Genomic DNA, 25,349 nt, shown 5'->3' with positions numbered 1-25,349 from the left:
CGCATTTTACTATCCGTTAAATATTCGTGCAGATAGTCAATACAAAATAAGTGACAATTCGATGATGATTTGATCGCAATTCGATGACAAAAATAGATAAAAAAAAGGCGGTCTAAACATACCAGACCGCCCGCACTATCAACTGGAGATTACCAACCGAGTGCCTGCTGTTGCTTCTGAATCAATTCCGCGATTCCTTTTTCTGCAAGCTCTAACATGGCATTAGACTGCTGGCGAGTGAACGGTTTCTCCTCTGCCGTTCCTTGAATTTCAATAAATTCGCCCGCTTGTGTCATCACCACATTCAAATCCGTTTGGCAATTTGAATCTTCTTCGTAACACAAGTCGAGTAGGACTTCGTCTTGGTACATTCCTACTGAGATTGCTGCTACGAGACCTTTTAATGGGTCTTGTTTAATCTTTTTATTGCTCAGTAACACATTCATAGCATCAACTAAAGCCACTGCTGCGCCTGTAATGGCTGCTGTACGAGTACCGCCATCTGCTTGAATGACATCACAGTCAATCGTAATCGTGTTCTCACCCAACTTCTTCAAATCCACCATGGCACGAAGGCTACGACCAATGAGACGTTGGATTTCTTGGGTACGTCCTGTTTGCTTACCGCGCGCTGCCTCACGGTCACTACGTGTATGTGTCGAACGTGGCAACATACCGTATTCAGCAGTCACCCAACCTTGCCCTTGACCTTTCAAGAAACGTGGAACTGAGTTATCAATACTTGCTGTACACAACACTTTGGTATGACCAAACTCAACCAAAACTGAACCTTCTGCGTAACGGGTATAGTTACGTGTGATTTTTACTTCACGTAATTGGTCTAATGCTCTTTGGTCAATACGCATAACGATTCCTTAAAACTATGGCACAAATATGATTGCGCCATAGTATAGCTCAATTACACGTGCTTTCAGTTTTACTTATTCGTTACAATTCCACGAATAAGCAATCCTTTAAGCAAATTTAAATCTCGCTTTTAAATTAGTCCAACCTTGCGCCAATTGTGCCGACATATCATTTGGCAATGAACATTTTGCTAAACGTACCCAAACTGTCCAAAATTGCTTCATGAAATTAGCTTCGTTATAGTTCACGCCATATTCAGCACATAAAGCTCTGATCTGTGGTGCCACTTGCTCATAACGATTTGCTGGCATATCTGGGAACAAATGGTGCTCAATCTGATGGCTTAAGTTACCACTCATAAAGTGCATCCACTTACCACCTGTGAAGTTGCTTGAACCACGGATCTGACGTAAGTACCATTCTGCCTTGCTTTCGTTCTCAGTATTATCGGCTTCAAAGGTTTCTGCATCTTCAGTAAAATGACCATTAAAAATCACTGCCGAAGACCATAAGTTACGAATCACATTGGCTACAGCATTGCCTGCCAATACTGGGATAAAGTTAATGGTCGCAATCGCAGGGAAAAACACATAATCTTTGAGGACTTGGCGAGTCGCTTTTTTACGAAACTCGGCTGCATCTGCCCACACTTGTTTCCATGTTTTGGTTTTATACACTAGCGCATCTTCCAAATGTAGGTTTTGTACGCCCACATACCATTGGAAAAAGAACATTAACTGTAATGCCAATGGAATATTCGCCAAATGACGAACTTCCCATTTTTGATCTTCCGTGACACGTAAGATGCCATAGCCAACGTCATGGTCTTTGCCCACAATATTGGTATAAGTATGATGCATATAGTTATGGGTAAAACGCCAATCATTCCCTGAACACGTATTGTCCCAGTCATAATCTTCACCACGTAAACTTGGGTCATTCAACCAGTCAAACTGACCATGCATGACATTGTGTCCAAGTTCCATGTTTTCGACGATCTTAGATACGCCTAACATTGCTGTACCTAATAACCATACAGGTGGAATCCAACCACCAAACATCAACATGCCACGAGATGCTATCTCGGTATAACGCACAAAATTACGGACTTTATAGATATATTTTGAATCTTCTTCGCCTAAATTCTGCATAACAGCCAAACGAATCTCTTCTACGCGACGACCAAATTCTTCAACTTGCTCTGGCGTTAAATGTGCTGACTTTGATGCTGCTTTAAATTCTAATGCCATATTCATTTCAATTATCCTCAATATTTGTTTTTATAGGTCAATCGTGACTGGGCTAAGAGCTTGGCTTACACATAACTTGATCGCACGATTAGGCTGATCATCAATCTCACCCGTAATCACGTTCTGTGTTACACCACTAACTTTGGTACAGCTACAGCGATTACATACCCCCATGCGACAACCATGCTGTGGGCGTAAACCTGCTTGCTCCGCACTACTTAATAGATTGGTCGTTGCAATAAAATTCTGTTGTGCACGACGGAAAGTAATCGGTTGAGCTTCGTTAGACTGCTCAATTTGTACAGGTTGGAAAAATTCTTGATGAAAATTTCCTACCGCATCATGTTGAGCATAAATCTCTTGTGCTTGGCGCATCATGCTGTGATGACCACAAGCATATGCCTGTAATTCTTTAAAGTTCGGAACTAACTTTTCTAATAAAGCGGTATCTAAATGCTGCTTTTGCTGTGCTGTATTAAAAAAGTGATATTTCAGTTGTGGATATTGTTCTGCTAAAGCCAATATTTCCTGATGGAACACTTCAGCACGGTTAAAATACACTACATGAATTTCTTTAAGCTTTTGAGCAACTGCTTGTTTTAACAATGAGTAAATTGCAGTAATCCCAGAACCAGAAGCAATCAAGAGTGCAGACTGTTGTCCTTGATGTAGCACGAAATCGCCTTGTGCTTGAGAGATTTCAAAACGATCCCCTACACGCAATTGTTGTGCTGCTTTTGACACTAAGCCTTGAACTTTAATGCCTAATCGGATTTCACCATTTTTAGTAATATCGACAATTGAATAACTACGTTGGTGATAAACCCCATTGATCATTAGCGTGATCAAAACACTTTTACCGGCTTCAACTTCAATTAAATCAAAGTTGTAGTTTGGTTTTATTGTGAGTAAAACCATATCTGAGCTTAACGACTCTACAGCAGTAACTTCTGCAAGAATGCGTTTCCAAGCAAACGTTGGTTTTATTTTTTGCAAAACAAAATCAACAAAATCTTCGCGAATCCAATGTGGCTGATAACTTAACTCTGCGTTCATACGTTCCTCGTTTTGTATCTGGCTATTTATTTTGAGTGAACAAATGTTCGTGTAGTGAACATGTGTACACTATATTTATTTGTGTTCACTGAGTCAACACTTGTTCACTATTTTTTTGAATATTTTTTATGCTTTTTTTATAAGTAATTAGAAATATTAATAAAATAATTATTCTTAGGCTTCACCACTCCAAAAACGATTCCTCATATTTCTTTGTCTAATTGAAAATGTGTCTGATTTAGCTATGGATTAGGGCTAAAAAAATGATGTTTTTTTTGCTAGACTCTACCGTATGGTTTTAATGGATCTTATTCATGTCGATTAGAGATGAACGAAAACAACAGAGTCGTCAGGCTTTACTTGATGCAGCGCTCCACCTCAGTACTTCTGGACGTTCATTTAGTAGTATTAGTTTGCGTGAAGTTGCACGTGAAGTTGGCTTAGTCCCAACGGCATTTTATCGTCATTTCCAAGATATGGAGGCATTAGGGCAAGAACTGGTTGACCAAGTGTCTTTGCATTTAAAAAGCCTAATTCATCAATTAGGACAAAGCTATTTACAACATAGTGGTACGGCTAAGACACGTACCAGTATTGAATTGTTTGTACAGGCAGTAAATCACAGCCCACAACAATGGCAATTTATGATTGCTGAGCGCTGGGGTGGTTCTGAAACCGTTCGTATCGCAATTGCACGAGAAATCGAATTTTTAATTGAAGATCTCGCAATCGATTTATGCAAACTCGAGACCTTCAAACACATTCAAGAAGCCAAAGATTTACAAGTGTTATCAACGATTTTGATTAATATGTCATTTACATGGGCAATGACGTGGATCAACTTACCGAAACAATTTCCAATTGATCGTTTGTTAGAACAACAAAACTTATTTATTGACAATGCAGCGACTCAAGTCCGCTTACTTTTCCGAGGTATCTCGAACTGGGAACCACAAAACGCCTGATCTTATCAAAGCTAAAGTTTGATATATAAAAGCATTGCTTAGCGTTATGATTAATAACACACTAATGCAAATGCCGTTTAGAACACTATGAGGAGCCTATAAGCATCATGAATCCTGATCGTCATACTCAGTTCTTAATTCGTAAAGAAAAAATTTTGCAGGTTGCAGAAAAACTTTTACTAGAAAACAACCAAGAAATGACCTTGGATGAACTGGTTGCCGAGCTAGATATTGCTAAAGGTACTTTATATAAACATTTCCGCAGTAAAAATGAATTACTGTTGGAACTGATTATTCAAAATGAAAAAGAAATCCTCAAGATTTCAGAAAAATATAACACTGATGTTAAAGAATATGCGCCTCGCTATATGCTTTATCATTTAACCTCACCGAGTCGTACGATTTTACTGCATCAGTTAGAAGAACATCTGACGATGACCGAGTCCAAGCTCAAACATTTGTTCGATGAGCTTTATGCGATCCGTCAACAGCGTATTATTTCGCTTAAAGATATGACTGAAAAATATTTAAAATCACAGAATTATGATATGTCGATTCGTGATTATCTTTCTTATATTTGGTCTCTGACTTACGGCGCAGCTTTGCTATTGAATTCAAGCTATTACCAGCGTTCAATTGGTTCTCGTGAAAAGCTGATTAACCTGTATGTAAACCAAGCTCTGTCTTTACCGACACAAAAAGTTCAAATCGATTTAAAAGATTTACAAATCGATCAAAACTAAATAAAAAGGACTGCAGTAGCAGTCCTTTTTATTGCTCATAGTATGAACTATTTCGCTTTGCGTTCTTTTTCTAATAAGTAATCAACAACTTGTGTCACTTTGCCATCTTCACCTTGCACAACATACTTACCGTTTACAACAACGGCAGGTACGCCCGTAAGTTGATATTGCTGTGCCAATTTATTTGACTCAGCCACTTTTGCAGTGATTGGGAAAGAGTTAAACATACTATTAAATTTCTGTTCAGGCACACCATAACGAGCAAAGAATTTTGCTTGTGATGCTTGATCAAAAATTTGTTGTCCGCCGTCATGGATAGCATGGAATAATGGAATATGGGTTTTCTTACGTACACCTAGTGCCTCAGACACATAGTAACCTCGAGCACCCTGCTCCCATACTTTATTCATAGCTGCAGGCGTACGGAGGAAATATACATCGCTTGGAATCTTCTTTAACCACGTTTGCATATGTGGTTCAAGCTTAAAGCAGTGTGGGCAACCGTACCAAAAGAATTCACGTACTTCAATTTTTCCCGCTGGGGCAGATGTTTTACCCGGATTGGCAACCACGGTATAATCTTTACCAGCAACAAAATCAGCAGCCATTGCATTCATCGAAAATGCCATTACAGCTGCACTTAAACCACCTAATACTAACTTTTTCATTGAGTTTGCTTTTCCTCTAAGCATTTTTCGTAAGTTTATATGCTAAATATAAATCAAACACGACTAATTCGTTTTGCTTGTGTGAAGTTTTTTATTGGATTTATCGCTTTTTTTTCAAGAAGCGCTACACTAACAACAGATTAAACCGAAATAATCATCCTAATATAGAGGTATTTCCATGTCACAATTGAATGTTGACCCACAAGAAATCGCAAAATTTGAAGCATTGGCTGCCAAATGGTGGGATCAACATTCTGAGTTCCGCCCACTTCATCAAATCAATCCTTTACGTTTAAATTGGATTGACGAACGTGTTGGTGGCTTAGCAGGTAAGAAAGTGCTTGATGTTGGCTGTGGTGGCGGTATTTTGGCAGAAAGTATGGCTCGTCGTGGCGCTGATGTTTTAGGAATCGACATGGGCGAAGCCCCGCTTGCTGTAGGACGTTTACACGCACAGCAAGACAATGTGCAAAATATTGAATATCGTCAAATCCCAGTCGAGGAGTTAGCGCAACAACAAGCAGGACAATATGACGTAGTGACCTGTATGGAAATGATGGAACATGTGCCTGATCCAGCCTCAATTGTCAAAGCCTGCCAAACACTGGTTAAACCAGGTGGACACGTCTTCTTTTCGACCATTAATCGCAATCCAAAATCATATTTATTCGCAATTATTGGCGCAGAATATGTCCTACGTTTGTTGCCAAAAGGCACACATGATTATCATAAATTTATCCGCCCTTCAGAAATGGCGCATGATATTCGTAACGCAGGCTTGAGTCTAAAAGAAATGACAGGCCTACATTACAACCCAATCACTAAGCATTATTGGTTAGCACCCAATGTAGATGTGAATTATATGGTTCATACCACAAATACAGGTGTCTGATGAAAGCCGTTTTATTTGATCTTGATGGTACTTTGATCGACACTGCTGCTGATTTTATTCGCATCATTCAACAAATGTGCCGTGATGAACAGCGTCCAGTTGTTGACGCAGCGACCATTCGCACTCAAGTTTCTGAAGGCGCACGGGCAATGGTCAAATTAGTGTATCCAGAATTGGATGTGACCGATCCGATCTTTCTAGCCCATCGCCAGCGCTTTTTAGATGTATACGGTGACAATATTGTGGTGGATACGGATTTATTTGTTGGGATGTATCCTCTGCTCGAAGAACTTGAAGCAAACCAGATTCCTTGGGGAATTGTGACCAATAAACCACGTGGTTTAAGTGAATCATTATTGGCTGAATTAAATCTAACTGAACGCTGTGCAGTTTTGGTTTGCCCTGAAGATGTCACGCATACCAAACCCGATCCAGAACCAATGTATTTAGCCGCTCAACATCTCGGTATCGACGCAGAAGAAATTATTTATGTGGGTGATCATCCACGTGATATTGATGCAGGTCGAAATGCAGAGATGTATACCATTTTGGCAGCTTACGGGTATTTACCAATAGAATCTCGTGATGATCTGAACGCTTGGCAAGCAGATGCAATTATCCAAACTGTTACTGAGTTACATCAACTGCTCAAACAGAAAATCTCTGCTTTATCAGAAAATCAGGGTATGATGAGCTAAACATTCAACATAAGAACTAGGAGGCATAACAATGAAATATTCAGAATATCAACCTCGTCCAGATCTACTCAAAGATCGTATCATTCTCATCACGGGCGCAGGTGATGGAATTGGTCGAGCTGCTGCTCTTAGTTATGCCCTTCATGGTGCAACTGTGGTTTTGCATGGACGTACGCTGAATAAACTTGAAGTCATTTATGATGAAATTGAAGGTTTAGGCGCACCACAGCCTGCAATCTTGCCGTTACAGCTTTCAACTGCATCAAGTCACGACTATGAATTATTGGTCAACACACTTGAGCAACAATTTGGTCGTCTGGATGGAATTTTACATAATGCGGGCATGCTCGGTGATCGAGTTGAATTAGCGGATTATCCTGTTGATGTTTGGGATGATGTCATGGCCGTAAATTTACGTGCACCTTTTGCATTAACTCAAGCATTATTACCATTGCTTGAAAAATCTGAGCATGCTTCGGTGGTATTTACCAGTTCGAGTGTAGGTCGTGAAGCTCGTGCTTTGTGGGGAGCGTACTCTGTTTCTAAAGTTGCAACCGAAGCAATGAGTAAGATCTTTGCAGCAGAAAACACCTATCCAAATATTCGTTTTAACTGCATTAATCCAGGCGGTACCCGTACAGCGATGCGTGCGAAGGCTTACCCAGAAGAAGATCCAAAAATTCTTCCAACGCCGGATAGTATTATGCCTGCTTATCTTTATCTGATGGGTGATGATAGTTTAGATATGAATGGGCAAAGTATTGATGCTCAATCTTAACTAATTGAATATAATAACTTTAAACACTATTAAATACGGGCTTCGATGATGCTTTTCTAGAGAAATTGCTTAAGGATCTCCATCTTTTTAATGGAATAATGAATTGATCTTCACAGTTTCTCTGCATTTTTAAGGTACAGTTTTCACATGAGAGACATCCGAAGTCCATAAGGTGCATCATGAAAAAAATTTTCATTATCTTGGTTTTAGGTTCAACAACCCTATTGAGTAGTATGGGTAGTTTCGCTGGTCCACATTTTGATGGTGATGATGACTCACGCGGTGGTGGCTGGCAAGGTCGTAACTTTGACCGTCCAGATGATGAAAACCGTATACGTGAACGTCGTATGCGTGAAGAACGTGGTGTTGAGCGTTTAAAACAACATCGCTGGCAAGCAGGTTACGTCATGCCACAGCATTATCGCGGAAACGGCTACAAAGTTGATTATAAAGATAATAATCTCCCACGTCCCGGTCGTAATGAGCAATGGTATAAAATCAATAATGATTTTATTTTAGTCAACTCTGATGATAATAGTATTATCCGAATCATGGGGTTCTAAACACATTCTCAGACGATGACTGTACAAAGTTTAAGCCTTATTTTAGGAATAGATTTATCTTTTTATTTTTTTCGTTAGAATCAGATAAATTGATGTATATCTGAGATGAACATGGCGAACCAAATGACTGAAACTTCACATAGCACAACGCAAGATTATGTGCATTGGTTTCGCCACTCAGCACCATATATTAATGCCCATCGTGATAAAACCTTTGTGCTTATGTTTGGCGGTGAGGCCGTCTTACACCAGAACTTTCAGCATATTATTCATGATATTGCCCTATTGCATTCTTTAGGGATTCGTTTGATTTTGGTGCATGGCGCACGCCCACAAATTAATCAAAATCTACGTGAAAGCCAAATTGAAACGCCTTTTCATCAAAGTCGTCGTGTGACAACTCGTGCATCACTACGTAGTGTCATGAATGCAGTTGGATCGATTCGTTTAGAAATTGAAGCTCTTCTATCAATGGGCTTAGCAAATTCACCTATGTATGGTGCTCGCATTGATGTGGTTTCGGGTAACTTTGTAACGGCTAAACCCTATGGCATTCGGGATGGGGTTGATTTTCAGCTCACAGGTGAAGTCCGTTCAATTGATACCGATGCGATTCAACGCCACTTAAATAATCACAATATTGTGTTACTAGGACCTACAGGTTATTCAACCACTGGAGAAGTATTTAACTTATTGGCGGAAGAAGTCGCGACCAAAACAGCAACTGCATTACAAGCCGATAAATTGATTTTCTTGGGTGAAAAACAAGGATTAATGAATGAGCAACAACAATTATTACGTGAATTAAGCTCGTATCAACTTGAACCTTATATTCAACAATACCAAACACAATATCCAGAATTCGCCTTACACCTCAAACAAGCTCAACAAGCTTCATTGTCTGGGGTGCACCGTGTTCACCTCATTTCATATACTTATGATGGTGCTTTGATTGAAGAACTATTTACACGCGACGGGATTGGCACTTTAATCACAGATGCTCACTATGAAGAAGTACGTATTGCCAATATTCATGATGTCGGCGGTTTAATCAACTTATTACGTCCACTCGAACAGGACGGTATTTTAGTCTATCGTTCTCGTGAACGTCTTGAAAGTGAAATAGAACAGTTCGCGGTAATTGAACGAGATGGCATGATCTTAGCCTGTGCAGCGCTCTATCCTATTCCTGCTGAATCAGGTGAAATTAAATCTGCTGAAATTGCCTGTGTCGCTGTCGATTCGAGTTATCGTAAATCGAATCGTGGTAGCCAAATTTTGCAATTTTTGGAAACCAAAGCGAAACAACAAGGTATTCAACAACTGTTTGTTCTCACGACCCGTACCGCACATTGGTTTTTAGAGCAGGGTTTCAGCCCAGCAAGTGTTGATGATTTACCGAATGCTCGACAAGCGCTGTACAATTATCAGCGTAATTCCTTAGTCTTCAAAAAAATTTTGTTCTAATTATATTTGACCTGAAGATATCTTTATTTCTGATAAAGATATCTTTTGACTTCTTTCTTTTCTATTTTTATTCAGCTCATTAGAAAAATAAGCGCACTGAATTTTTAAAAATATAAATATAAAACAGAAACTTAAGTATTAATTAAATTTCAATGCTTATTCATCTTCTCAATAACATTATCTATTTTTCTATTTTGCACTTTTCATCATAAGCAAAGCCCAATTATTTATTTTTTATGCATTAAAAAAAGTTTTAGCTTAATTGCTCAACTTATTTAGATCTTGTAATTTTCTGGGGAGCACAATCAACATGGCTATTTTTATCAATCGCTCATGGGCAACTTCAACCATCATCGCAGCAACTATTGCTGGCTTAATGGGCGTTGCAGGTTGTGCAAAAAAACCTGAGCAGCAAGCAACACCAAAACAAGAAACCACCACATTAAATATCGGCTTTCAAAAGTATGGCATTTTGCCGATTGTCAAAGCAAAAGGTGAATTAGAAAAGAATCTTGCTGCTCAGGGCGTCAATGTAAAATGGGTTGAATTTCCAGCCGGCCCTCAACTTTTAGAAGGCTTAAATGTAGGTAGTGTCGTATTTGGCGAGGCTGGTGAAGCGCCTCCGATCTTTGCCCAAGCAGCAAATCCTAACTTGGTCTATGTTGCAAATCAGCCACCAGCACCTACTGCAGAAGCCTTAATCGTTCAAAAAGATTCACCTATACAATCTGTACAAGACCTGAAAGGTAAACGTATTGCATTGAACAAAGGCTCAAACGTTCATTATCTTTTATTGAAATTACTAGAAGCCAATAATTTAACTTTAAATGATATTCAGCCTGTTTATTTACCACCATCAGATGCTCGCGCAGCATTTGAAAAAGGCGCAGTCGATGCTTGGGTGATATGGGACCCATTCTTCGCAGCAGCAGAGCATCAAATCCATGCCCGTGTGATCGCAAACGGCGAGCATTTGGTCAGCAATCATCAATTCTATTTAGCTGATCGTAAGTTTGCGGAAGGACATCCCGAAGTTCTAAAAACACTGGTGACAACATTGAATCAAACCACAGATTGGGTAAAGACCCATCCTGATGATGCTGCAAAATTACTCGAAAAACCAACCGCACTTGAACTCGATGTTTTAAAAACTTCAATTTCTCGTATGGGTTTTGGCGTTCAGCCAATTTCTGAAAAAGTTGCAAAAGAACAGCAGTACGTAGCTGATGCCTTTTTTGCTCAGAAATTAATTCCAAAGCAATTGGTCATTGCAGATGCTGTATTAAAAAACCAAGTTCAATAATTGAGAGTCTACTTTAGCTAATTTCTCATCGGTTTTGATTGTGATCAATCAAAGTGCTTTATCCCCCATGCAGATTGCAATCTAAAACACGATGCAATCTGTCTCATTCACATGATCTCATTCTTCATAAGGAATATCGACATGAATATTTTCTGGTTCATCCCCACTCATGGTGACAGCCGTTACTTAGGCACCAGCAAGGGCGCACGTCAGGTCGATCATGCTTATATGAAACAAATCGCCGTTGCTGTTGACAATCTTGGTTATGCTGGCGTATTGATTCCAACAGGTCGTTCTTGTGAAGATCCATGGATTACAGCAGCCAGCCTCATTGATGCAACCAAACAATTAAAGTTTTTGGTGGCGCTACGTCCCGGAATTACAACACCGGCATTGGCGGCGCGCATGGCTGCTACCTTTGATCGCCTATCCAATGGTCGTATTTTACTCAATCTTGTAACAGGTGGTGATGAACAGGAACTCAAGGGCGATGGTCTATATGAAGATCACAGCACTCGTTATCAGACTGCCTCTGAATATGTCAAAATTTGGCGTGAGATTCTGACTCGTTCCCATACAGGCGAATCTTTTACTTTTCATGGGAAACGACTCAGTGTAGATGAAGCAAAATTACTTTATCCGCCTGTGCAAAAACCCTATCCTCCCTTATGGTTTGGTGGATCATCAACAGAAGCAACTGAACTCGCCGCTGAACAGGTTGATACTTATTTAACTTGGGGTGAACCACCTGCTGCGGTGGAAGAAAAAATTAATCATTTACGTGCTCAAGCAGCAGCCAAAGGACGTACTCTAAATTATGGTATCCGATTGCACGTGATTGTTCGTGAAACCAGTGAACAAGCTTGGGCTGCCGCCGATGAACTCATTCAATATTTAGATGATGAGACTATTGCAGCAGCGCAGAAAAAATTTGCACAAATGGACTCTGTCGGACAGCAACGTATGGCAGCTTTGCACGGCGGACGTAAAGATCAATTAGAAGTCTCACCAAACTTATGGGCAGGTATCGGTTTAGTTCGTGGTGGTGCAGGTACAGCTTTAGTCGGCGATCCAGAAACCGTTGCTGCTCGTATTCAAGAATATGCTGACTTGGGAATTGATACCTTTATTTTCTCTGGCTATCCACATTTGGAAGAATCGATCCGCTTTGCTGAATTAGTATTTCCACTTCTGCCACTCAAAACTCGTGAGAAATTGGCACAGCCACATCTCACAGGTCCTTTTGGTGAAATCATTGCCAATAACTATGTGCCTGAGGTCAAAACACAGAAAGGCTTGGTTAAGGAGGAGGCATGAGTGCAACGCCATTTCTAAATAATGTTTCACGTGGAACACAAAAATTAGGCAAAGGTCTCCTGCCTTGGTTGTTTCCAATTTTGTTGCTGCTAATTTGGCAAGCTGCTTCAAGCTCAGGTCTATTACAAAGCCGTGTATTACCTGCTCCAACTGCTGTAGTGAGTGCTTTTTGGCACTTACTGATCAGCGGTGAACTTTGGCACCATGTCAAAGTCAGCGCAGGCCGTGCTCTGCTTGGTTTGTTAGTCGGTGGTGGTCTCGGACTGCTTTTAGGACTACTTAATGGTTCATCACGCATTGCATCGACCTTACTTGATACTACATTGCAAATGATCCGTAATATCCCTGCGCTGGCACTCATTCCGCTGGTAATTTTGTGGTTCGGTATTGATGAAACAGCCAAACTCTTTTTAGTCGCGGTAGGTGTATTTTTTCCAATCTACATCAATACCTATCATGGCATTCGCTCAGTAGACCCTCAGTTGATTGAAATGGGTAAAAGTTACGGACTCAATCGCTGGCAATTGTATAAAGAGATCATTCTACCCAGCGCAATGCCTTCTATTTTAGTGGGACTTCGCTTTGCTTTAGGTTTGGTTTGGGTACTGCTTATCGTGGCAGAAACAATTTCCGCTCAAGCAGGGATCGGCTATATGACCATGAATGCACGTGAGTTCTTGCAGACCGATATCGTTTTGGTCGGTATTTTACTTTACGCCATACTTGGAAAATTAGCAGATGTGTTGGCGCGAGCGCTAGAGCGATATTTATTACGTTGGCATGCAGGCTATCAAAAATAAAAAGGTCAACTATATGAGCAATCTAAATTTAAATTTCTATGAAAATCCCTTGATTCAACCCCTTGGTGAATCTGAAGCATCGAATACTGCAAACAATAGCAATGGTGCAAATATTCTGATTGAACAACTGTATAAGTTTTATGGCGAAGTCAAAGTGCTTGAGGACTTAGACTTAAATATTCAAGCAGGTGAATTTGTCGCAATAGTAGGTCGCAGTGGTTGTGGTAAAAGTACCCTACTCCGCTTAATCGCCCAACTTGAAAAACCCAGCTATGGCGAGATTAAATTTCAATCCGAAAGAAACTTTCGTGAAGGCATCACAAACGATGATATTCGCGTTATGTTTCAAGATCCACGCTTACTTCCGTGGAAAAATATTTTACACAACGTGCAATTAGGTTTACCAAAAGATCAACACCTACTTGCTGAAAATTTATTAGAAAAAGTAGGCTTAAAAGACAAATCCACACAGTGGCCAACTCAACTCTCTGGAGGTCAACGTCAACGTGCAGCATTAGCCAGAGCACTTTCTCATGCACCACGTATTTTATTACTGGATGAACCCTTAGGTGCGCTAGATGCTCTAACGCGTTTAGAAATGCAAAGCCTGATTGAACGCCTTTGGAAAGAACAAGGTTTTACTGCAATTTTGGTCACACACGATGTGAGTGAAGCGATACAATTGGCAGATAGAATTATTTTGCTAGATCAAGGACATATTGCACATCAATTTCAAGTGAATTTACCACGACCACGTAAGAAAACTATTGCATTTGCGCAGTTGGAACAACAAGTGTTAGATGCGGTTTTAGCAACTTAAAACCGCACTATGATCATAAAACCCACTGGATATGCATCAAAAAGTGAGCTTATTGATCAGCATTTAACACTGAATTGTTTACAAAATATGTAATTCATTTTTTAGATTTCAAGTATTATCAATTAGATCGCTTCAATTCATCTTAGAACTGCGTATTTTTCGACAAAAAAACTGTGTTATTGTGCACAAATCGGACAATTTATCTTACAATGTCAATGACATTTTTTGAATCAAGCTCGCAGATGGAACAGAAAAAAAGTACACAAAAGCGCAATCAACTGCTGAATGCTGCCCTCGATGTTTTTTCCGTCTATGGATTCAGTGGTGCTAGTCTGGATGAGATTGCCCAGCTCGCAAATATGCATAAATCTAATATTTTCTATTATTATGAAAATAAAGAGTCTCTTTATGTTGAAGTACTGACAACCGTACTGCAAAAATGGCTCGCTCCTTTACAAATCTTAGAATCAGAACTTGAGCCAACTGAAGCTCTGACTCACTATTTAATTCAGAAAATTGAAAGCTCACGTGATCAGCCAAAAGCTTCTCGTTTATTTGCCCTCGAAATTATTCAAGGTGCGCCGCATATTTTACCGATCTTAAAAGGGCCATTAAAAAAACTGTTTAAGCGTAAAACCAAGGTGATTCAAACTTGGCAAGAGCACGGTAAATTGTCGGCAGAGATTGACCCTGAATTGTTGATTATCAATATTTGGGCAATTACCCAGAATTACGCTGATTTTTCGACGCAAATGGAAATGGTCACAGGCAAAACTTTGCGTAACCGTAGCATGTTTCAACGTACGGTTGAGCACACTGTGCATATGATGTTGTACGGCGTATTACCACGTTAAATTTTCTTCTGAAAGCCTGAATTTTAGCGATTGAAATACACTAAAAAGCGACTTTGTGAGTCGCTTTTTTTGTTAAATAAGTGAGAAAATTATTAAGTTAACCTAAACAAAATTATGGGGCATAAGCCATCATAGAAAAACCGTTCTAGTGCTATAAACTATAGAACGGTTTTGAATGAGATATTGATACGAAATACAAAATCTCAAACATTCCGTATAAAGCGTATTATGTTAATTTTAGAGAAACTAAACTGATCCAGACTTAAAAAAATAAAATCCATTAAAGAGAGAAATAATGCAGAAAAATATAGTAGTCTCTTTATGTTTGGTTTTTCTCACTGGATGTTTTCAGCGAGATAAGCCCGAGATTCTCCAAGAGGGAGATATCGTGACATGGAAGCAAAATGATCATTTGGTTGTTAAGGCTAAGTTAGGACCAAGGCGTATTCACATTCCAGATACACATTGTAAAAGATGTGAAGCAGAATTTTATCGACCAGAACATGAACATTATTTGGGACAGTTTCCAATAGATTATGTACCCGAGACATTTCCGCCTATTAGTCATGAAGAAGCAACTATGTTACCCCCACCATATGCAATTAATCAGCTTGAATTTAACTTGATGCTGAATGGTTCAACTGTTAAGGCAACTGATAAATCTTTTTACTCTAATCAACCATTAGATGATATTAGTCAAGTTAAGGTTTTTGTTGAGAATGAAAGTAAAATAAATTACACAACCAAAGAGACATATAAGAAGTTTTTGGAAAGTAAAAAAGGAGACTTTGAAAAGAATATTTCTGAGGAGTATGGCTTGTCCTGTTACTCGATAGAAGATAAAAACCTTTGGTGTTTTGGTGAATCTAATAATAAGTTGATATCAGGACTTTCATTCAATTTTGAAGATAAGAATAAAATTGTAGTTAATTCATGGGAGCATATTTATGCTGGGGTAAAAGTTTATTGGGTGTTTGACCGAAGTGAATTAAAAAATTGGAAAAAAATAGAAGCTAAGATATGGGAGCTTCTTGATAAATGGAATGTATCTCCACTTTCAGATTCAAGTCAGTAAAGTAGTAATTGGTCATTTAGCATAATAGGCGCCATACGAATAAAAAATAATAATATTTAATTTAAAAAACCTACCAACAATATAAAGTTTACCTGCATACACTACAGCGTTAGACCTTTGCATTTAAAAATGAGCTTGATACAACGCCAGTAATTTTTGTGCACCAACTAGTAGATTTTCTTCCCAATCCAGATGCGCAGTATCATTGGCACCATCAGTAATATATTTGACTGAAATCAAACGTACACCCAATTTTTGGCACACTTTAGCTAAAGCATAGGCTTCCATATCGACGAGATTACAACTGACCTTTGGAACGCCTGTTTCAAACGAATCACCCGTGCCGCAGACCCCTTTGGGTAAAAGCTCAAAATGGGCTTGGGTATGGATCTCCGCAGGAATCTCATCATCCATCGGTGTCACGCCTACGGCAAAACCTAAGGGAGACACATCCATATCGCGCTGTACAAAAGTGACCACCTCAACCAGACTGTGCGCGTCGAAATGTGAACTACCTGCACTGCCTAGATTGATCAGCGTTTTACAGCCTGTCTTTTGAATCACCTCAAATGCCTTGAATGCTGCATTAATTTTGCCGATGCCACTGTAATGAACGTCAATGCCTGCTTGTTCAAACAAACCTTTGGATTCATTCGGTAAGGCCATAATCAGAGCAATATCAGCATTCATAAAAAAGACTCGTTCAAATCAAAATAGAGACACAAAAAAGTGTGCTTCAGCACACCTCGATATTATTGCATCTTCTGCTGTAAGGCGACCAAACAGGGAGAGAAAAATAATTGACCGCTGTACGCTCCTGCCAGTGTTTTTTTCATTACCAATGTCCATAGACCAACCAACAACAGACTTAAAACCACAGCCACATACTGTAAGAACTCGATATGTAACTGATGCGCCAAGTTAAAGATCGCTAAAATAAAGACACCAAATGGGAAAGTCAGTCCCCACCAACCTAAGTTAAATGGAATGCCAGTACGCATATGGCGCAGTGTGGTCAAAATCGCAATCCCAAACCACCATAAACCAAAACCTAATAGCACCAAACTTGCCACAATACCCAAGGCTGGAAGTAAGGTCGCTAAGCCTTCAAAGCCCATCGCCTGCATAATACGTGGCGCTTGTTCACCCAGCAATAATAACGCTAATGCACCTGTTCCAATCGGCCCTAAACATAACCAGCTAGAAATTGCGACCTCTTTTTCAGGTAACTGGTGTAAAGCCAGACGCAACATCAAAATGGTTAAGATCGCAAAAGCAGGTAATACAGAAATGCCCCACAACACATAGCCTGTGATCAAGATGGTTAATGCATGCTGATCTGCTGCTAAATGCTGTAATAGCAGCCCCGCAGAGCTGGCAGCGACTTCACACGCTACGATCGGGAGTAACCATACCGCAGTCATCCGTTGTAATTGATGATCTTGGCAGCTAAACATACAGAATGGCACCACCCAAGCAATCACCACCGCAAGAACAACATCAATGTACCAAAGGTAAGTGGCAATTTGAACAGCAATATCGCCATATAAATGGGTACCAAAACTGAGAAAACCATTGGCAATCGTCGCTAAGCCCATCGGAATCGCCCCTAAAAATAGGCTCATATTCGGATGACTAAAAATCTGTTTTGCTTCTGTCGGAAATAAAATCCAGCGTAAAATATAAAGCACACTAAAAGTGCTAAATAACATAATATTAAACTGCCATAATTTGGTCGCAAGCATAAACAAAACAGATGAGGCGAAAGGCAGCTGTGCTAAAATCATCGCCACCACACCCGTTCCCATGGTTGCAGTAAACCAGTTCGGGGTAAAATGGCGAATCACATCGGTGCTCTGCTCTAGCAGATAAAACGGCTTTTTCATCTCTTTCTCAATATCAAGCGACTATGCAGCTATTTTAGGTCAATCCATAAATAAGAAAAATTGATTTATCTTTATTTAACAAATCAATTTAATTGATAACAAAACTTTAAATATTGAAATTTTTCTGTGTAAAAACACAACAACAAGACGAAACGCTGAGAATATGGCAATATATAGCCTTTGCAAAATCACTGTATTTAACGCCCATGAAGTTGCTTCGTCTCAACGCTTTATCGCCAGATTTTCAGTTACCTCCGACTGCGGTAACGATTGGCAATTTTGATGGTGTCCACCTCGGCCATCAAGCGATGATTGCCCAACTCAAAACGTTGGCTGAAGCGCAAGGCTTAAAAACATTAGTGATGATTTTTGAGCCACAACCACTTGAATTCTTTAAAGGTTATGATGCGCCTCCACGCATCAGCTCGCTCAGAGAAAAAGTAGAATATTTAACAGAGCTCGGTGTGGACTACATTGCAGTTGCGAAATTTGACCAATATTTTAGAAGTTTAAATGCCACAGAATTTGCTGACCTACTTAAATTAAAACTCAATGCGCAAAGCTTAGTGCTGGGTGATGATTTTCATTTTGGTAAAGACCGCCAAGGTAACAGCGAATTCTTACGTAACTACGGCTTTGATGTCACTAATTTAAATACCGTGGCTTTAAATAATGAACGCGTTAGTTCAACCCGTATTCGTCAGGTTCTACAAGAAGGTAATCTGGTATTAGCGGCAAAATTATTAGGCCGTCCTTATAGCATCACAGGTCGCGTGCAATATGGTGATCAGATTGGCCGTACCCTTGATTTTCCAACCATTAATGTGCGCTTAAACCGCCACAAACCGTGTTTAAACGGCATTTATGCGGTGGATGTAGTCTGTGAAAATGCCTCACTTACAGCAAAAACAAAGCACACTGATCCTTCTTTGAACGGGATTACAGGCTATCAAGCTGACAGTTTATTTGGTGCAGGTCATGTCGGGACACGCCCTGCCATCAAACAAGAGCATCCAGAGTGGCGATTAGAAGTACATTTTCCTGATGTTTCTGCTAATCTGTATGGCTTATTGATGCGGGTGACTTTCCTTCACTATTTACATGGTGAACTGAATTACCCTTCGCTTGAAGCACTCAAAGCTGGAATCGATGATGATGTGCAAAAATTACGAGACTATCGTGAACGCACACCAGAATTTCCTTTTTAAATTTAAATTTCATTTGTAATACATGTCAGTTTAGACTGATAAAACTGGAAGAAAACTTGCATGAGCGATAAGCAAACTCCTGAAAATGCAGTGGATTATAAAGCCACACTCAATTTACCAGATACTGAATTTGCCATGAAAGCAAATTTGGCTGTGCGTGAAGCCAAATGGTTAGAAGAGTGGTATGCCGACAACATTTATCAGCAGATTCGTGAATCGCGTATTGGCAAGAAAAAATATATTCTTCATGACGGCCCTCCATATGCCAATGGTCAAATTCATTTAGGTCATGCCGTCAATAAAGTCCTCAAAGACATTATTATTAAAAGCCGAGTTATGGATGGCTTCGATGCGCCATACGTACCAGGTTGGGACTGTCACGGTCTTCCAATCGAACTTAAGGTCGAAGAAAAAGTCGGTAAAGTAAGTGTTAAAGTCGATGCCTCCACTTTCCGTAAAGCGTGTCGTGAATATGCCTATACTCAAGTCGAATTACAGAAAAAAGATTTTGTGCGTATGGGCGTATTTGGTGACTGGGATAATCCATACCTCACCATGAACTTTAAGCAAGAAGCGGACATTGTTCGTTCGCTTGGCGCAATTGCAAAAGCAGGTCATATCGAACCGGGCTTAAAGCCTGTGAACTGGTGTTTAGACTGTGGTTCTGCACTGGCAGAAGCAGAAGTTGAATACGAAGATAAAAAATCAGATGCAATTGATGTTGGTTTTACGGTTGTTGATCTTAAAGATTTAAGCAGCCGTCTTGGTGTAAATGTCCAAGATGTGACAGACATCGTGATCTGGACAACTACACCTTGGACACTGCCTGCCAACCAAGCAGTAGCACTCCATGCTGAAATCGACTATCAATTAGTTCAAGTCACGACTGAACGTGGTACACAGAACTTTATTCTGGCCAAAGATCTGGTTGAATCGGCAATCGAACGTTATAAGCTCGAAAATCCAGTGGTACTGGCTGATTTTAAAGGTTCAGCAATCGAGAATGTCTTATTACAACATCCTCTGATTACTGATCGCCAAGTGCCTGTTATTTTAGGTGAACACGTTATCGCAACCAGCGGTACGGGTGCAGTACATACCGCTCCTGGACACGGTGTGGACGACTATAAAGTTGGCTTACAGTACAACCTAAAAGTAGATAATCCTGTCGGTGGTAATGGCGTATATTTACCAACAGCGCCGATTTTTGCAGGCGAACATATCTATAAAGCTAATCCAAAAATTATCGAAGCTTTGGGTGCTGTCGGTCGTCTATGGGCGCATCAGCCAATCAAACACAGCTACCCACACTGCTGGCGTCATAAAACCCCGATTATCTTCCGTGCGACACCTCAATGGTTTATCAGCATGGATGCTAAAGGTTTACGTCAAACAGCCTTGAATGCGATTGAAAATGACATCGAGTTTGTCCCAGATTGGGGTAAAAATCGTATTCAATCCATGATTGAAGGACGCCCTGACTGGTGTATCTCACGTCAACGGACTTGGGGTGTGCCAATTCCATTCTTTGTACACAAAGATACCAATGCTTTGCATCCTCGTACGCCTGAATTGATCGAAGAAGTAGCTAAACTGATCGAGCAAGAAGGCATTGACGGTTGGTATAACTGTGAGGCCAGCGACTTCATTGGTGCAGATGCTGAACAATACAATGCTGTACGCGATACGCTAGACGTTTGGTTTGACTCTGGTACAACACATTACGCAGTATTGCGTGAACGTGAAGAATTACAAGATCCAGCAGACTTATATCTTGAAGGTTCAGACCAACATCGTGGCTGGTTCCAATCATCGTTGTTAACTTCAATTGCGATTAATCAACGTGCACCATACAAAGGTCTTCTCACCCACGGTTTCGTCGTGGATGAGAAAGGTCGTAAAATGTCTAAGTCATTAGGCAACATCATCACCCCACAAGACATCATCAAAGATATGGGTGCAGATGGCTTACGTTTCTGGATTGCTTCGGCAGATTACCGCTATGAAATGACTGCGGGTAAAGAAATCTTTAGCCGCGCATCAGATGGTTATCGTCGTATTCGTAATACCTTACGTTTCTTGTTAGCAAACCTGAATGGCTTCAAACCCTCAACTGATGCTCTACCTGTAAATGAATTGATTGCATTAGATCAATACATCTTACAACGCGCTGCTGAAGTTCAAAAAACTATCCAGCAAGCCTATGAAGAGATGAATTTCCACATTGTGACCAACGCATTGACCAACTTCTGTATCAATGATTTAGGTGGTTTCTATCTCGACATCATCAAAGATCGTCAGTACACCACCAAAGCAGATTCACAAGCACGTCGTTCTGCTCAAACAGCGCTATATCATATCGTGCAAGCTTTTGTTCGTTGGATGTCACCAATCTTGAGCTTTACCGCACAAGAAGCTTGGCCATTAATCCCAGAACAAACTGGCAAATATGTATTTACCGCTGAATGGTATGACATTCCAACTGCATCAACAGCAAACTTACTGTCTGAAGCAGATTGGCAAACATTGATTAGCGTAAAATCAGCAGTAAACAAACAGATTGAAGCAGCGCGTAACGCTAAACTTGTTGGCAGTAACTTATCTGCAAAAGTTGAACTTTGGGCAGATGAAGCATTACAAACATTGTTAAACCAATTGGCTGATGAATTACGTTTTGTCTTGATCACTTCTCAAGTCATCGTTCACCCTTATGCTGAACAAGGTGAAAACACGGATCTCTCAGGATTACGTGTCCAAGTCTCCGCAGCAGATGGTGAAAAATGTGTACGTTGCTGGCATGTATTGCCAGATGTAAATACACACGTTGGTCATACTGGATTATGCGCTCGTTGTATCGTCAACGTCACTGGCAGTGGCGAAGTGAGAAAGTATGCCTAATACACAAGCAAAAAAAGGCTTGTTTCAATTTTATCCGCACAATTTACTTTGGCTCGGGCTATCAGTCCTTGCCATTGTGTTGGATCAATGGACTAAATGGATTGCGAGCTCACATTTAAATTATGCAGATCCCGTTCCAGTACTGCCTTTTTTGAATTGGACTTTACTCCACAATCATGGTGCAGCCTTCAGCTTTTTATCTGATGCAGGTGGTTGGCAACGTTATTTATTTACCTCTTTGGCGGGTGTGGTATCCATCATTTTTATTTTTTGGTTGATGCGTATGCCAAAGAAAATGATTGTATTACCAATGGCGATTGCGTTAATTCTTGGTGGTGCAATTGGCAATTTAATTGACCGTGTTAGCTTAGGTTATGTGGTCGATTTCATCCACGTTTATTATCAAAATAACCACTTTCCTGCGTTCAATCTTGCGGATAGTGCCATTACTTTAGGTACTATTTTACTACTGATTGATACCTTCTTCCTTGAAAAGAAACGCAACCCAAACATGGAAAATTAAGATGACTGAAATTATCCAACCAAACGAAGAAATTCGTATTCAAGATGGCTCAAAAGTCGACTTACATTTTTCTGTTTCTATTGAAAATGGTGTTGAGATTGACAATACACGTAATCGTGAAGAACCCGTCAGTCTTGTGATTGGTGATGGTAACCTGTTACCTGGCTTTGAAAAGGCATTATTTGGTTTACGTGCTGGCGATCGTCGTACCGTACATTTACCCCCTGAAGATGCGTTTGGTCCTTGGAATCCTGAAAATATCCAAATCTTCGATACTGTAAAATTTGAGCAACGTCCAATCGTTGGTCATATGATAGAATTTGAAGACAAAGCCAAAGCAACGTTGTTCGGCATCGTAAAATGCGTCAATGATGACACTACAGAAATTGATTTTAACCATCCTCTTGCTGGTAAAAATATTACCTTTGAAGTAGAAATTTTCAGAGTCACCCCGGCTGGTCAGCAAGGTATCAAATTGATGTAACAAAAAAGCTCTCAAATGAGAGCTTTTTTTTACGCTAAAGAAAAGTATAAGATCATTAAAAGTATTCATTTTTAAAATCAAAGCAATAACACATAGGAATTTCAATATGCTCATTTATATTATTGTTGGTAGTGTTCGGGAAGGTCGTACAGCGATCAAAGTCGCAAATTGGGTACAGCAAGCGACAACTGAACTCGCATTAAAAGATGTTCAAACCGAAGTTGTTGATCTTAAAGAATGGGACTTACCACTCTTTGCCGGGTCTCACCCACCTGCGACAGGCATCTATGATCAACCTAAACAACAGCAATGGGCCGATAAAATTGCACAAGCACAAGCATTTATCTTTATTAGCCCTGAATATAACCATGGCTATAGTCCAGCACTCAAGAATGCCTTAGATTATGTCGGTAAAGAATGGCAAGGTAAACCCGCCGCTTTTATCGGCTATGGTTCAACCAATGGCTCACGTTCAATCAGTCAAATTCGCCAAGTAACCTCAAGCTTAGGTATAGTTGATCCAAATGCTGTGATTGAAATTCGCGATATCTTTAAACGTAATAAAGACGAAAATTTTGAAGCCAATGAGTTTGAAGTGAAAGGATTAGCGGCTCTCGTTGCCAAATTACAGAAATATCATATCGCTTAGTTGTACGCCTAAGCATACGTTGATTAGGTTGATTTATGTCTATTCCACTTTAGACTTGATGGCTAATATATAAAGCATAGAGACATGAAGTCTCATTGAGAATAAGAACAGACACAGAACGTGGTCGTTAATAGGATATCAACGACATAAGTTGAATATGAAGAAGCCCCGTCAGGATGATGGGGCTTCTTTTTGTCTATTCTTTCTCTAGCAACTGCTGAATTCTCTTTTGATAATTATTTAAAAAATCCTTTGTTACCCGAAAATGCTCTGTTTCTTCATAAGATATCTCTCTAATCCCAGTGTCGGAAAACTGATAAATTTTGGCATTTGGATAAGCCAATAAAATAGGAGAATGGGTAGCAATAATAAATTGAGATTGCTGCTGACATAAACTATCTAAAACCGATAAGGTTGTCATCAACATCGTTGGAGACAAGGCTGCTTCTGGTTCGTCTAAAAGGTATAAACCTTTCCCTTTTAATTTCATTGTTAATAATTTTAAGAAAGCCTCCCCATGTGAGCGTAAATGTATATCTCCCCCATACTCCACCAAGTAGTTCACTTGCTTCATATAGGTTGCAACGTTATAGAAGCTCTCAGCACGCAAAAAATAATAAGCTTGAGGCTTCTTATAGCTTTTTATCGTTCGAATTGCCTGATGCAAATCAGAAGCCGTTGTCGCAGTATTCAATTGTACATTACGCGTTCCACCTTCTTCTGAAAAACCCAAAGCAAACGCCAAGGCTTCAAGAATGGTCGACTTTCCTGAACCATTTTCCCCAACTAAGAAAGTGATTTCTAGATAGAACTCAATGCTTTCTAAATCATTCACAGCAGGAACGACATAAGGATAACTGGCCCAATACAAGCACTCAGGTGATTTAAACTTCACAGCTCTGATATAAGGTCTTTCTTGCATAAAATATTGGCAAAACGATTTGTTATAGCATGCTAGATTTTATCTTTGAAAAACAGCGCCATTTATTTCTAAACGTCTTGAGCTGTCGCCTTTGCTACAGCTGTTCCTGGTACAGAAGTCTTATTTGCTTGATGAGATTCGATGATACTGATTTGATATTGGCTGAAAGTGTGCCCACTTTTTTCAATCATATTCATAAATTTAAGCATTAATATATTGGTATTTTGGGCATAAAAAAACGGGAATATCCCAGTTTTCTTGCTTGTAATCCCTATCGGTTGATAACTCAATAAGACGACAACCTGTCTTTTTACAATACAAAATCGCTTCATTGAGTTCTCTGCCAGAACCAGCATGTACAACAATAGCGCCTTCAGCTTCAAGATTATTTCGGTCTGGCCAAGCAAGGACTTTATACGCTTGATTCAGATCTAATCCGTTGAGTAATTCAGTTGCTAATTTACCAGAGCCAATAATATATACGTTTGTCATAAATTAATATTTTTAGAAAGTTCATTTATTTTAATCCATTCTTTTCCTATTTTCTTTTCTCCCTCGAATAAAAAACACCCCCTCTGCATTAGCGGAGGGGGTGTTTAGTATTTAAAAGCTGGCGATGACTTACTCTCACATGGCAAACGCCACACTACCATCAGCGCTAAG

Annotated in this window: 26 protein-coding genes; 18 read left to right on the top strand and 8 right to left on the bottom strand. The window is 39.9% G+C overall.

Going from position 1 to position 25,349, the window contains the following annotated elements:
* Positions 1–149: 149 nt before the first annotated feature.
* The 3 genes from rph to IEV17_RS14280 form a co-directional block, all read right to left on the bottom strand.
* Complete coding sequence (rph, locus tag IEV17_RS14290; protein WP_004665354.1) at positions 150–866, bottom strand: ribonuclease PH; 717 nt, start codon at positions 864–866, stop codon at positions 150–152.
* A gap of 108 nt (positions 867–974) precedes the next feature.
* The gene (locus IEV17_RS14285; protein ID WP_171062485.1) at positions 975–2,117 is read right to left on the bottom strand and encodes a fatty acid desaturase family protein; all 1,143 of its coding nucleotides are present in this window, start codon (positions 2,115–2,117) and stop codon (positions 975–977) included.
* Between the two features lie 30 nt (positions 2,118–2,147).
* Positions 2,148–3,173: a ferredoxin reductase gene (locus IEV17_RS14280; protein ID WP_004665356.1), complete on the bottom strand. Its 1,026-nt coding sequence runs from the start codon at positions 3,171–3,173 to the stop codon at positions 2,148–2,150.
* A 314-nt stretch (positions 3,174–3,487) separates the two neighbouring features.
* Between IEV17_RS14280 and IEV17_RS14275 the strand changes: the two genes are divergently transcribed.
* Together IEV17_RS14275 and IEV17_RS14270 are read left to right on the top strand one after the other, a co-directional pair.
* On the top strand, positions 3,488–4,138 hold the full coding sequence (locus IEV17_RS14275; protein WP_004665357.1) for a TetR family transcriptional regulator: 651 nt from the start codon (positions 3,488–3,490) through the stop codon (positions 4,136–4,138).
* Between the two features lie 107 nt (positions 4,139–4,245).
* Entirely contained in the window at positions 4,246–4,881 is a 636-nt protein-coding gene (locus tag IEV17_RS14270; RefSeq protein ID WP_004665358.1) for a TetR/AcrR family transcriptional regulator, read from the top strand.
* 47 nt (positions 4,882–4,928) lie between these two features.
* Here the strand turns inward: IEV17_RS14270 and IEV17_RS14265 are convergent, their stop codons facing one another.
* Complete coding sequence (locus tag IEV17_RS14265) at positions 4,929–5,549, bottom strand: thiol:disulfide interchange protein DsbA/DsbL (RefSeq protein ID WP_004665359.1); 621 nt, start codon at positions 5,547–5,549, stop codon at positions 4,929–4,931.
* A gap of 178 nt (positions 5,550–5,727) precedes the next feature.
* Here IEV17_RS14265 and ubiG point away from each other — a divergent pair, with 178 nt between their 5' ends.
* The 11 genes from ubiG (at position 5,728) to IEV17_RS14210 (ending at position 16,116) form a co-directional block, all read left to right on the top strand.
* Complete coding sequence (gene ubiG, locus IEV17_RS14260) at positions 5,728–6,441, top strand: bifunctional 2-polyprenyl-6-hydroxyphenol methylase/3-demethylubiquinol 3-O-methyltransferase UbiG (RefSeq protein WP_004665360.1); 714 nt, start codon at positions 5,728–5,730, stop codon at positions 6,439–6,441.
* Entirely contained in the window at positions 6,438–7,139 is a 702-nt protein-coding gene (locus tag IEV17_RS14255) for an HAD family hydrolase (RefSeq protein WP_171062486.1), read from the top strand. The genes ubiG and IEV17_RS14255 overlap by 4 nt, the downstream gene beginning before the upstream one ends.
* A gap of 31 nt (positions 7,140–7,170) precedes the next feature.
* Positions 7,171–7,917: a YciK family oxidoreductase gene (locus tag IEV17_RS14250; protein ID WP_004665362.1), complete on the top strand. Its 747-nt coding sequence runs from the start codon at positions 7,171–7,173 to the stop codon at positions 7,915–7,917.
* A 179-nt stretch (positions 7,918–8,096) separates the two neighbouring features.
* A complete protein-coding gene (locus IEV17_RS14245) occupies positions 8,097–8,480 on the top strand; it encodes an RcnB family protein (RefSeq protein ID WP_004665364.1) in 384 nt (127 codons plus the stop codon).
* A gap of 111 nt (positions 8,481–8,591) precedes the next feature.
* Positions 8,592–9,947 (top strand): amino-acid N-acetyltransferase, encoded by a 1,356-nt coding sequence (gene argA / locus IEV17_RS14240; RefSeq protein WP_004665367.1) that lies wholly within the window; start codon positions 8,592–8,594, stop codon positions 9,945–9,947.
* 310 nt (positions 9,948–10,257) lie between these two features.
* Positions 10,258–11,250 (top strand): sulfonate ABC transporter substrate-binding protein, encoded by a 993-nt coding sequence (locus IEV17_RS14235; RefSeq protein ID WP_004665369.1) that lies wholly within the window; start codon positions 10,258–10,260, stop codon positions 11,248–11,250.
* Between the two features lie 141 nt (positions 11,251–11,391).
* Positions 11,392–12,567, top strand: coding sequence for an FMNH2-dependent alkanesulfonate monooxygenase (gene ssuD, locus IEV17_RS14230; RefSeq protein ID WP_004665371.1), 1,176 nt, complete (start codon positions 11,392–11,394; stop codon positions 12,565–12,567).
* The gene (ssuC, locus tag IEV17_RS14225; protein WP_004665373.1) at positions 12,564–13,367 is read left to right on the top strand and encodes an aliphatic sulfonate ABC transporter permease SsuC; all 804 of its coding nucleotides are present in this window, start codon (positions 12,564–12,566) and stop codon (positions 13,365–13,367) included. Before ssuD ends, ssuC begins: the two co-directional genes overlap by 4 nt.
* Positions 13,368–13,380: 13 nt before the next feature.
* Positions 13,381–14,187: an ABC transporter ATP-binding protein gene (locus IEV17_RS14220; RefSeq protein WP_004665375.1), complete on the top strand. Its 807-nt coding sequence runs from the start codon at positions 13,381–13,383 to the stop codon at positions 14,185–14,187.
* A gap of 242 nt (positions 14,188–14,429) precedes the next feature.
* Positions 14,430–15,041 (top strand): TetR/AcrR family transcriptional regulator, encoded by a 612-nt coding sequence (locus IEV17_RS14215; protein WP_004665378.1) that lies wholly within the window; start codon positions 14,430–14,432, stop codon positions 15,039–15,041.
* A gap of 388 nt (positions 15,042–15,429) precedes the next feature.
* Entirely contained in the window at positions 15,430–16,116 is a 687-nt protein-coding gene (locus IEV17_RS14210) for a hypothetical protein (RefSeq protein ID WP_227505812.1), read from the top strand.
* Between the two features lie 123 nt (positions 16,117–16,239).
* On the opposite strand, the gene IEV17_RS14205 is transcribed toward IEV17_RS14210, so the two are convergent.
* Positions 16,240–16,806: a phosphorylase family protein gene (locus IEV17_RS14205; RefSeq protein WP_004665381.1), complete on the bottom strand. Its 567-nt coding sequence runs from the start codon at positions 16,804–16,806 to the stop codon at positions 16,240–16,242.
* Positions 16,807–16,868: 62 nt separating this feature from the next.
* On the bottom strand, positions 16,869–18,002 hold the full coding sequence (locus tag IEV17_RS14200) for a TDT family transporter (protein WP_004665383.1): 1,134 nt from the start codon (positions 18,000–18,002) through the stop codon (positions 16,869–16,871).
* Between the two features lie 206 nt (positions 18,003–18,208).
* On the opposite strand from IEV17_RS14200, the gene ribF reads away from it, so the two are divergent.
* The 5 genes from ribF (at position 18,209) to IEV17_RS14175 (ending at position 23,764) form a co-directional block, all read left to right on the top strand.
* On the top strand, positions 18,209–19,210 hold the full coding sequence (ribF, locus tag IEV17_RS14195; RefSeq protein ID WP_004665385.1) for a riboflavin biosynthesis protein RibF: 1,002 nt from the start codon (positions 18,209–18,211) through the stop codon (positions 19,208–19,210).
* A gap of 60 nt (positions 19,211–19,270) precedes the next feature.
* Positions 19,271–22,108 carry an isoleucine--tRNA ligase gene (gene ileS, locus IEV17_RS14190; RefSeq protein ID WP_004665386.1) on the top strand — a complete coding sequence of 946 codons (2,838 nt, stop codon included), beginning with the start codon at positions 19,271–19,273 and terminating at the stop codon, positions 22,106–22,108.
* Positions 22,101–22,631, top strand: coding sequence for a signal peptidase II (gene lspA, locus IEV17_RS14185; RefSeq protein ID WP_004665388.1), 531 nt, complete (start codon positions 22,101–22,103; stop codon positions 22,629–22,631). The genes ileS and lspA overlap by 8 nt, the downstream gene beginning before the upstream one ends.
* 1 nt (position 22,632) lies before the next feature.
* Positions 22,633–23,115 (top strand): FKBP-type peptidyl-prolyl cis-trans isomerase, encoded by a 483-nt coding sequence (locus tag IEV17_RS14180; RefSeq protein WP_004665391.1) that lies wholly within the window; start codon positions 22,633–22,635, stop codon positions 23,113–23,115.
* Positions 23,116–23,221: 106 nt separating this feature from the next.
* Positions 23,222–23,764: an NADPH-dependent FMN reductase gene (locus IEV17_RS14175; protein ID WP_004665392.1), complete on the top strand. Its 543-nt coding sequence runs from the start codon at positions 23,222–23,224 to the stop codon at positions 23,762–23,764.
* 196 nt (positions 23,765–23,960) lie between these two features.
* Here IEV17_RS14175 and IEV17_RS14170 read toward each other — a convergent pair whose 3' ends face one another.
* Positions 23,961–24,686: an AAA family ATPase gene (locus tag IEV17_RS14170; protein WP_004665395.1), complete on the bottom strand. Its 726-nt coding sequence runs from the start codon at positions 24,684–24,686 to the stop codon at positions 23,961–23,963.
* A gap of 201 nt (positions 24,687–24,887) precedes the next feature.
* Positions 24,888–25,178 (bottom strand): hypothetical protein, encoded by a 291-nt coding sequence (locus IEV17_RS14165; protein WP_004665397.1) that lies wholly within the window; start codon positions 25,176–25,178, stop codon positions 24,888–24,890.
* Positions 25,179–25,349 lie beyond the last annotated feature (171 nt).

Origin of the sequence: Acinetobacter modestus (assembly GCF_014636095.1) — a bacterium.
Classification (GTDB): Bacteria; Pseudomonadota; Gammaproteobacteria; order Pseudomonadales; family Moraxellaceae; genus Acinetobacter; species Acinetobacter modestus.
This window is presented reverse-complemented; position numbering and strand designations above follow the sequence as displayed.

What these genes read in the sequence shown, in the direction of transcription:
- rph (WP_004665354.1), bottom strand. Translation starts at nt 866, where the DNA reads ATGCGTATTGACCAAAGAGCATTAGACCAATTACGTGAAGTAAAAATC.
- IEV17_RS14285 (WP_171062485.1), bottom strand. Translation starts at nt 2,117, where the DNA reads ATGGCATTAGAATTTAAAGCAGCATCAAAGTCAGCACATTTAACGCCA.
- IEV17_RS14280 (WP_004665356.1), bottom strand. Translation starts at nt 3,173, where the DNA reads ATGAACGCAGAGTTAAGTTATCAGCCACATTGGATTCGCGAAGATTTT.
- IEV17_RS14275 (WP_004665357.1), top strand. Translation starts at nt 3,488, where the DNA reads ATGTCGATTAGAGATGAACGAAAACAACAGAGTCGTCAGGCTTTACTT.
- IEV17_RS14270 (WP_004665358.1), top strand. Translation starts at nt 4,246, where the DNA reads ATGAATCCTGATCGTCATACTCAGTTCTTAATTCGTAAAGAAAAAATT.
- IEV17_RS14265 (WP_004665359.1), bottom strand. Translation starts at nt 5,549, where the DNA reads ATGAAAAAGTTAGTATTAGGTGGTTTAAGTGCAGCTGTAATGGCATTT.
- ubiG (WP_004665360.1), top strand. Translation starts at nt 5,728, where the DNA reads ATGTCACAATTGAATGTTGACCCACAAGAAATCGCAAAATTTGAAGCA.
- IEV17_RS14250 (WP_004665362.1), top strand. Translation starts at nt 7,171, where the DNA reads ATGAAATATTCAGAATATCAACCTCGTCCAGATCTACTCAAAGATCGT.
- IEV17_RS14245 (WP_004665364.1), top strand. Translation starts at nt 8,097, where the DNA reads ATGAAAAAAATTTTCATTATCTTGGTTTTAGGTTCAACAACCCTATTG.
- argA (WP_004665367.1), top strand. Translation starts at nt 8,592, where the DNA reads ATGGCGAACCAAATGACTGAAACTTCACATAGCACAACGCAAGATTAT.
- IEV17_RS14235 (WP_004665369.1), top strand. Translation starts at nt 10,258, where the DNA reads ATGGCTATTTTTATCAATCGCTCATGGGCAACTTCAACCATCATCGCA.
- ssuD (WP_004665371.1), top strand. Translation starts at nt 11,392, where the DNA reads ATGAATATTTTCTGGTTCATCCCCACTCATGGTGACAGCCGTTACTTA.
- ssuC (WP_004665373.1), top strand. Translation starts at nt 12,564, where the DNA reads ATGAGTGCAACGCCATTTCTAAATAATGTTTCACGTGGAACACAAAAA.
- IEV17_RS14220 (WP_004665375.1), top strand. Translation starts at nt 13,381, where the DNA reads ATGAGCAATCTAAATTTAAATTTCTATGAAAATCCCTTGATTCAACCC.
- IEV17_RS14215 (WP_004665378.1), top strand. Translation starts at nt 14,430, where the DNA reads ATGGAACAGAAAAAAAGTACACAAAAGCGCAATCAACTGCTGAATGCT.
- IEV17_RS14205 (WP_004665381.1), bottom strand. Translation starts at nt 16,806, where the DNA reads ATGAATGCTGATATTGCTCTGATTATGGCCTTACCGAATGAATCCAAA.
- IEV17_RS14200 (WP_004665383.1), bottom strand. Translation starts at nt 18,002, where the DNA reads ATGAAAAAGCCGTTTTATCTGCTAGAGCAGAGCACCGATGTGATTCGC.
- ribF (WP_004665385.1), top strand. Translation starts at nt 18,209, where the DNA reads ATGAAGTTGCTTCGTCTCAACGCTTTATCGCCAGATTTTCAGTTACCT.
- ileS (WP_004665386.1), top strand. Translation starts at nt 19,271, where the DNA reads ATGAGCGATAAGCAAACTCCTGAAAATGCAGTGGATTATAAAGCCACA.
- lspA (WP_004665388.1), top strand. Translation starts at nt 22,101, where the DNA reads ATGCCTAATACACAAGCAAAAAAAGGCTTGTTTCAATTTTATCCGCAC.
- IEV17_RS14180 (WP_004665391.1), top strand. Translation starts at nt 22,633, where the DNA reads ATGACTGAAATTATCCAACCAAACGAAGAAATTCGTATTCAAGATGGC.
- IEV17_RS14175 (WP_004665392.1), top strand. Translation starts at nt 23,222, where the DNA reads ATGCTCATTTATATTATTGTTGGTAGTGTTCGGGAAGGTCGTACAGCG.
- IEV17_RS14170 (WP_004665395.1), bottom strand. Translation starts at nt 24,686, where the DNA reads ATGCAAGAAAGACCTTATATCAGAGCTGTGAAGTTTAAATCACCTGAG.
- IEV17_RS14165 (WP_004665397.1), bottom strand. Translation starts at nt 25,178, where the DNA reads ATGACAAACGTATATATTATTGGCTCTGGTAAATTAGCAACTGAATTA.